Annotated in this window: 6 protein-coding genes; all 6 read left to right on the forward strand. The window is 39.8% G+C overall.

The annotated features are described in order from the left end of the window. Nucleotides 1-280: 280 nt before the first annotated feature. Nucleotides 281-733 carry a Fe-S cluster assembly scaffold protein NifU gene (locus A2536_00925; protein ID OGF47723.1) on the forward strand — a complete coding sequence of 151 codons (453 nt, stop codon included), beginning with the start codon at nucleotides 281-283 and terminating at the stop codon, nucleotides 731-733. Between the two features lie 135 nt (nucleotides 734-868). Continuing rightward, complete coding sequence (locus tag A2536_00930; GenBank protein ID OGF47724.1) at nucleotides 869-1936, forward strand: tRNA 2-thiouridine(34) synthase MnmA; 1068 nt, start codon at nucleotides 869-871, stop codon at nucleotides 1934-1936. 222 nt (nucleotides 1937-2158) lie between these two features. Then, complete coding sequence (locus A2536_00935) at nucleotides 2159-3070, forward strand: quinolinate synthase (protein OGF47725.1); 912 nt, start codon at nucleotides 2159-2161, stop codon at nucleotides 3068-3070. A 284-nt stretch (nucleotides 3071-3354) separates the two neighbouring features. Then, nucleotides 3355-4959, forward strand: coding sequence for a hypothetical protein (locus A2536_00940; GenBank protein OGF47726.1), 1605 nt, complete (start codon nucleotides 3355-3357; stop codon nucleotides 4957-4959). Beyond that, nucleotides 4943-5587 carry a hypothetical protein gene (locus A2536_00945; GenBank protein ID OGF47727.1) on the forward strand — a complete coding sequence of 215 codons (645 nt, stop codon included), beginning with the start codon at nucleotides 4943-4945 and terminating at the stop codon, nucleotides 5585-5587. Before A2536_00940 ends, A2536_00945 begins: the two co-directional genes overlap by 17 nt. 50 nt (nucleotides 5588-5637) lie before the next feature. After that, nucleotides 5638-6681 carry a rod shape-determining protein gene (locus A2536_00950; GenBank protein OGF47728.1) on the forward strand — a complete coding sequence of 348 codons (1044 nt, stop codon included), beginning with the start codon at nucleotides 5638-5640 and terminating at the stop codon, nucleotides 6679-6681. The last annotated feature ends 408 nt before the right edge of the window (nucleotides 6682-7089 follow it).

The raw sequence follows: 7089 nt of genomic DNA on the forward strand, positions 1-7089 counted from the left end.
AGTGCGATACATGGCTTGCTCCTTTGGAGTGAAGTGCGATACATGGCTTGCTCCTTTGGAGTGAATATGCCATATTATATCATGTTAGTAATTTAATTGCGACACAGTCTGAATGACAAATGACTAGTGACTATTTAATGAATGCGGCAAAATGCCGCCGCAATATTAAAATATTATTATAATGGCGAAGGCTTTAATTCGCCTCCCATAAATAGTCATTAGTCAGTAGTACTTAGTCATTAAAAGAAATTACTTAGTCAATTTTTTATAAGGGGGCGCCATGGAAAGCTACAGCAATAAGGTTATGGAACATTTTAAGAACCCGAGGAATGTCGGAGATATGGAAAATCCGGACGGTATAGGGCATGTCGGCAATCCGGTCTGCGGTGACATTATGGAACTATATATTAAGGTTAAAGATAATGTTATTACTGATGCAAAGTTCAAAACCTTTGGATGCGGCGCGGCAATTGCGACCAGCAGTATGGTTACAGAGCTTGTAAAAGGCAAAACTATTGAAGAAGCGCTGAAGGTTACCAATCAAGCAGTGGTAGATGCCTTAGGCGGGCTTCCCAAAATAAAGCTTCACTGCTCGGTGCTGGCCGAACAGGCGCTGCAAAGAGCTGTTGATGACTATTTAAAAAAAACTACAGGGAAAGGTCTGGGACTTCCTGCTGAAGATGCTGATCATGATAAGAGTTGTGAACATGAATTGCCGGAAGAGCTGAAATAAAACGGATGCTTGGATGGTTAGATGTTTGGAAGTTTAGTAAAATCTTGAAGTGTTAATATTTATCACCTAGCACCTAGAGCCCAGCGCCGGGATAAAGTATAAAGTAAGAACTAAAATATTACTCTGAGGATAAAAATGACTTTTGCAGGCAAAAGGGTTGTCGTTGCTATGAGCGGGGGGGTTGACAGTTCTGTTGCAGCGGCTATTTTAAAAGATAAAGGATTTGAGGTAATAGGGGTTACTTTAAAACTTGTCCCGGATGATGATGCTTGCGGGGTCTGCTGTTCTGCCTCGGCGGTGCTTGACGCAAAGAAAGTTGCTTTTAAACTGGGTATTCCGCATTATACTATCAATCTAAAAAAAGAATTCTATAAATATGTGATTAAAGATTTTGGTGAAGAATATATTGCAGGGAGAACACCGAATCCGTGCGTGAGGTGTAACTCGTATATTAAGTTCGGGCTTCTCCTTCAAAAAGCGCTTGCCTTGAAAGCGGATTACATCGCAACCGGGCATTATGCTTCGGTTTCTTACAATAAAAAAACTAACAGATACATTCTTGAAAAAGGGCTGGACCCGAAAAAAGATCAGACCTACGCTTTGTACTCTCTTACGCAGGAACAGTTAAAGCACGCGCTTTTTCCGGTGGGGAAACTTAAAAAAGATAAAGTAAGAAAGCTGGCGAAAAAATACGGACTCCTCGTGGCTGAAAAAAAAGACAGCCAGGAAATATGTTTTGTTCCGGATAGGGACTACGCAGGGTTTTTGCGGACTAACTTTAAAGTTAAAGTAAAAAAAGGCGATATTGTCGACCTGAAAGGCGAAAAGATCGGACGGCATGAGGGGATCATTAATTATACGATAGGCCAAAGAAGAGGCCTCAAGATCCCGGCCCGCGAGCCGTTATATGTCAACCGGCTTGATTCCAAAAAAAACAGAGTGGTGATAGGAACGAAAGCAGATGTATTTGGTAAAGTTCTTTATGCTAAAGATGTTAACTGGATAAGTATTTCGAAACTTGTTAAGCCGTTGAAAGCTAAAGTTAAGACCAGATACAGCAGTCCTTTGTCGGATGCAATAATAAAACCCTCTAAAAAAGGTATTGAGGTAAGATTTGTAAAACCCGAATGGGCAATATCTCCCGGACAAGCTGTGGTGTTTTACAGAGGACGTGAAGTGCTGGGCGGAGGCGTAATAAAGTAATAACTAAGATCAAAGCACTAAGCACTAAACAATAACTAAGATTAAAATACTAAGCACTAAAAAGGAAGATGATTAATATAATTACATCGATTTCGTTTAAGTATTGTTTTGTTAAGTATTAGTAATTTGTTTCGAATTTAGTGCTTAGAGCTTAGTAATTGATTTTAAGTTTGTTTAGTGCTTAGAATTTAGATCTTAGAATTTGTTTCAGAGGGAGATCTTATGTCCGATAATAGTAAACTCATAGCAGATATAAAGAAACTTAAAAAGGAACGCAACGCCATCATCCTTGCTCATAACTACCAGCTTCCTGAGGTTCAGGATATTGCGGATTTCACGGGGGATTCTCTGGGACTTAGCCGGGAGGCGGCAAAGACGGATGCTAAGGTTATCGTTTTTTGCGGGGTTTATTTTATGGCGGAAACGGCAAGTATACTCTCTCCTGATAAAACTGTTCTTCTTCCGGAACTTTCTTCCGGTTGTCCTATGGCTGACATGATAACGGCAAAAGATCTTCTTGCTCTTAAAGTTAAACATCCGGAACATATCGTTGTTTCTTATATTAATTCTTCCGCCGAGGTCAAAGCGGAGACCGATTATTGCTGCACGTCAGGGAATGCGCTAAAAGTCGTGAAGAAATTAAAGGACAAGAAAATTATTTTTGTACCGGATAGGTATCTGGGGGCGTGGATATCTATGAAATTAAATAAGGAGATGGTTCTCTGGCACGGGTACTGCCCGACACACGCAAAAATACTTCCTAAGCATATTGAAACGGCAAAGAAAGAACATCCGAAAGCTCTGGTATTGGTGCATCCTGAATGCAGAAATGATATTTGGCCTCTTGCTGATGAGGTTTGTTCGACAGAAGGTTTCTTGAGGTATTCAAAAAATAGTGTCGCTAAAGAGTTCATAGTCGCTACAGAAGCCGGTATGATTTACCGCCTTAAGAAAGAAAACCCGGATAAAGAATTTTATCCTGCTAATACCGATGCAATATGTCCGAATATGAAGAAAAACACCCTTGAAAAGGTCCTTTGGGCTTTGCAAGATATGAAAAATGTGGTTAAAGTTCCACCGGAGATAACGGAAAAAGCAAAAAAAGCTATTGAGAGAATGGTTGAAATAACATAAAGGCAAGCACTAATCACTAAATTCTAGTGTGCCAATACTAAACGAAAAACCTTCCTTTTGAAAACTGGTTTCTTGGAATAAGGCAAAACACCTATAAATACTATCCATTTCCTCTCGTTTTGCCAAAATACAGTATATTTCAATGATTTTGTTTAGAATTTAGAATTTTGACCTTAAAATTTGTTTTAGATTGACTTTATATATCAAATCTTGTATATTCTTGTATCACTTTTTGAATGTTTTTCTAAAGGGGGATTCCGGAGCTAATCCGGAAAAAATAGACTATGGCTAAAAAAAACGATATTTTTAAAGGAAAAAGCGCGGTTGAACTTGCCGAAAAAATGGGGTTGAGTAAAAAAGACCTCGAAGTTTGCGGTAAGTACAGCGCCAAGCTAAATTCTGAAGCGGTTCAACGGCTTAGACGCGGAGGAAAGGCAAAGCTTATTGTAGTTGCTCCGACAATGCCTGTTTATGGGACGGATAATCAACATTATATTATTTGTGAGCGCTTTGTTCAGGCATTTTCCCTTCTTCGAAAGAGCACTTTATTATGTGTTCCCAGCTATTCCCTGGAAGATATGCTGGTACATGAAACTTACAATAATCTTTTCCCTCTTCAAGATGTTTTGACCGGTTCCGGAGAAATATCAAATATTGCGTATCTTCATAACTTCATAGCCAATTACATTAATAATCAGCTTATTTACAACAGTAATTCATCTTCGCTGCCCTATCATTTAATGTGGAACAGAGTGGCTACCTCAAGAGATGAAGCTCTAAAGAAAGTTATTACAGGTTTTGGTAATACTAAGCCCGGAAGAACTCTTAAAGAAGAGGGTTTTATGCATATGCAAAATTCTGAACTTCTTGCGGTAGTTGCTGCCTCAATGACTGAAGAGGAATTAAAATCCCGGCTGTCAAAAATTATGGTCGGCATCTCCAGAGAAAATACTGCCGTGCATTTAAAGGATATTAAACTTGACGATACCGTATTTGAAATGCTTAAAGGGGCTATGAATCCCAAGCTTATGCAGAACCGGAACGGTGACCCTGTAATGGTCTATACTTCACCTACCGGTAACTTTCTGCCGGAAGGCAATCCTTTGGCTATTTCTGCTGCAATGTCGCTGGCGGATTTTGTAATAGCAAAATTTGACAGCGGTGTACCATTAAGCATTGAAAAGTTCTTTAATATAACCTGTGCTGAGAATGAAATTACCCCGGACATGGTGGTTATCACGGCTTTTGTGAATGAATTAAATACTTATGGTGGAGCTACTCTGGAGAATTCAAGACAAAAGAATCTTGCTGCCCTGGAGAAGGGAATACAGGTCCTTATCGGCGACGTTGAAAATGTTAAAAAGTTTGGAGTTCCGGTTCTAGTCAGTATCTGTGAGAACAGGGATATTACCATGGATGAAATAAAAATAATAGACAAATATTGTTCTGATCTCGGGGTAAAACCGGTATTTTCTCATACGAAAAATTATTCCACAAAAGCCGGTATTGATTTCGTGAAGAGCGTGCTGGAGATAATAAGAATTGAAAAAAGTTATTTCAAGCCAATTTACGAGAATGAAATCCCTTTAAAAGATAAGATTAATATGATAGTCAAGGAAGTGTATAATAAAAATAAGGTTACATACTCCGGGAAAGCGGAAAAAGAATTTGGTCTTTTTGAACGCATGGGTTACGGTAAACTTCATGTCTCTGTGTCACGGTCACCTTACTGGCATGAGCCGAGTTTGCAGAATGAAATTAATATAAAATCAGCTTCTCTTTATGCGGGTGCGGGACTGGTCATGGCTACGGCAGAAGACGGGGAATTTATGCCGTATTACAACGGAAAGTATAATATTGACAGGGTAAAAAATGTGCTATATAAATGAGCCTGTTAAAAAATTTGTGGAGGATTTAAGCGCAAAACTTCCTGCTCCGGGAGGCGGAGCGGCTGCAGCTTTGGCAGGGGCTTTGGCTTCCGGCCTTAATTGTATGGTCGGAAATTTCACTGCGGGTAATGAAAAGTATGCTTCAGTATCGGAAGATATTAAGGAATTGCTTGAGAACTCGGTGAAATATCGTGAAGAACTCTTGATCTTGATGGAATCGGATATTGAAGTTTATGGGAATTATTCAAGAGCTTCAAAACTTCCGGTTTCTACTGATGCCGAAAAATCAATGAGAGAAAAAGCAGTACAGGATGCTGTAAAAAAAGCCGCTGAAATTCCTTATAATATAATGATTGTATGCGGCAATGTGTTGAAGGTTTGCGAGCCTTTGGCAATTAAAGGTAATAAAAACCTTTTAAGTGATGTCGGAGTGGCTGCGTTATTTGCCGGTGCCGCAATAAAAGCTGCATATTTAAATGTTTTAGTTAACTTTTTGTATTTGAAAGACGAGCCTTTTAAGTGTAAAATACTAAAAGAAACCAAGTTAATGTTATTCGAATCCGAAAGGATAGAAAGTCTGGTAATGGAAGGTTGTAAGAAGAAGCTGAAATGGCAGCACTCTGATTGAGAAGAACATTGATTTAATTAGAAAAGATGTAAGCATTAAGGAGGCAATTAATGATTTTGGATTTTATTTTTGGTATGTTTTCTAATGATCTGGCGATTGATTTAGGTACGGCGACAACGCTGGTTTACGTAAAGGGAAAAGGTATTGTATTAAATGAACCTTCTCTGGTTGCGCTGGTTAAGGACACCCATGAAATATTAGCGGTAGGTACGGATGCAAAAAAAATGCTCGGGCGTACTCCCGGAAACATCCTTGCTATCAGGCCTATGAAAGACGGGGTTATTGCTGATTTCGAAGTTACGGAAAAGATGCTTAAATACTTCATTAATAAGGTTCATAATAAAAGAACTCCTGTAAGACCCATTGTCATTGTAGGTATTCCTTCAGGTGTAACTGAAGTTGAAAAACGTGCTGTGAGAGATTCGGCGGAGCAGGCGGGTGCGAGAGAAGTATTTCTTGTGGAAGAACCTATGGCGGCTGCAATTGGCGCAGGATTACCTATAGAATCACCCACTGGAAATATGATTGCGGATATTGGCGGCGGTACAACTGAAATTGCGGTTATCTCGCTTAAAGGTATTGTTTGTAATACATCCGTCAGAGTAGGCGGTGACGAACTTTCTGATGCTATTGCCGCGCATTTAAAAACGGCTTACAATGTGCTCATTGGTGAACGTACAGCGGAAGAAATAAAAATAGAAATAGGATCGGCGTTTCCTTTAAAAGAAGAGCTTAAAATGAATGTAAGAGGGCGTGATCTGGTCACCGGTTTACCCCGGACTTTAGAGGTAAGCTCTGAAGAGATAAGAGAATCAATGAAAGAGCCTGTTTCTCAAATAATAGAAGCAATAAAGGAAACACTGGAAAGAACTCCTCCTGAGCTTTCCGCGGATATCGTAGACAAAGGTATTATTCTTGCCGGCGGTACGTCTCAACTAAAAGGTCTTGCTGAACGGCTCCGCTATGAAACCGGTGTTCCCGTTAATATGGCCGATGATCCCGTTACCTGCGTGGTAAGAGGTGTCGGACGCCTTCTGGAAATCGACGACGGCATGCTCCGTGAAGTCGCCGTCTACGAAAAAGAATATTTTTAAAAGTTATTTCCCAAAGCCCGTTTTTGGTTATCCAAGAGCGGGCTTTTTTCCGCCAAAATGAACGGCGGACGGCAATGAATGTATCTTTATATTTAGGAAAGCTGCATTTATTCCTTTTGATCTAAAACCAGTCATCCGCAACCTTCGTGAAGTTTCCCCGTTTTCTGTTCCGATTCGCAACTGGAGGAAATTTATCTCCATGTTTGGCGGCTGAATAACTCGCTTTGCTCGAACAATTCAGCCTTTTTCCGAACATTTCTATAAATTTCTGTACGTTGCTCACAAGTCACAGAAAACAGGAAAACTCCACGTGCAAAAAATCCGTTTTGCCTTAGCCCAAGTTCCGCTGAATTATGTTAAAAGTGCGATTTTAAAAATATTTAGTTCATATAAAAGCAGCATTTTTGT

The sequence above is a fragment of the Candidatus Firestonebacteria bacterium RIFOXYD2_FULL_39_29 genome (genome assembly GCA_001778375.1).
Lineage (GTDB): Bacteria > Oederibacteriota > D2-FULL-39-29 > D2-FULL-39-29 > D2-FULL-39-29 > D2-FULL-39-29.

Coding starts and splice junctions, on each gene's coding strand:
- A2536_00935 (OGF47725.1), top strand. CDS start 2,159: ATGTCCGATAATAGTAAACTCATAGCAGATATAAAGAAACTTAAAAAG.
- A2536_00925 (OGF47723.1), top strand. CDS start 281: ATGGAAAGCTACAGCAATAAGGTTATGGAACATTTTAAGAACCCGAGG.
- A2536_00940 (OGF47726.1), top strand. CDS start 3,355: ATGGCTAAAAAAAACGATATTTTTAAAGGAAAAAGCGCGGTTGAACTT.
- A2536_00950 (OGF47728.1), top strand. CDS start 5,638: ATGATTTTGGATTTTATTTTTGGTATGTTTTCTAATGATCTGGCGATT.
- A2536_00930 (OGF47724.1), top strand. CDS start 869: ATGACTTTTGCAGGCAAAAGGGTTGTCGTTGCTATGAGCGGGGGGGTT.
- A2536_00945 (OGF47727.1), top strand. CDS start 4,943: ATGTGCTATATAAATGAGCCTGTTAAAAAATTTGTGGAGGATTTAAGC.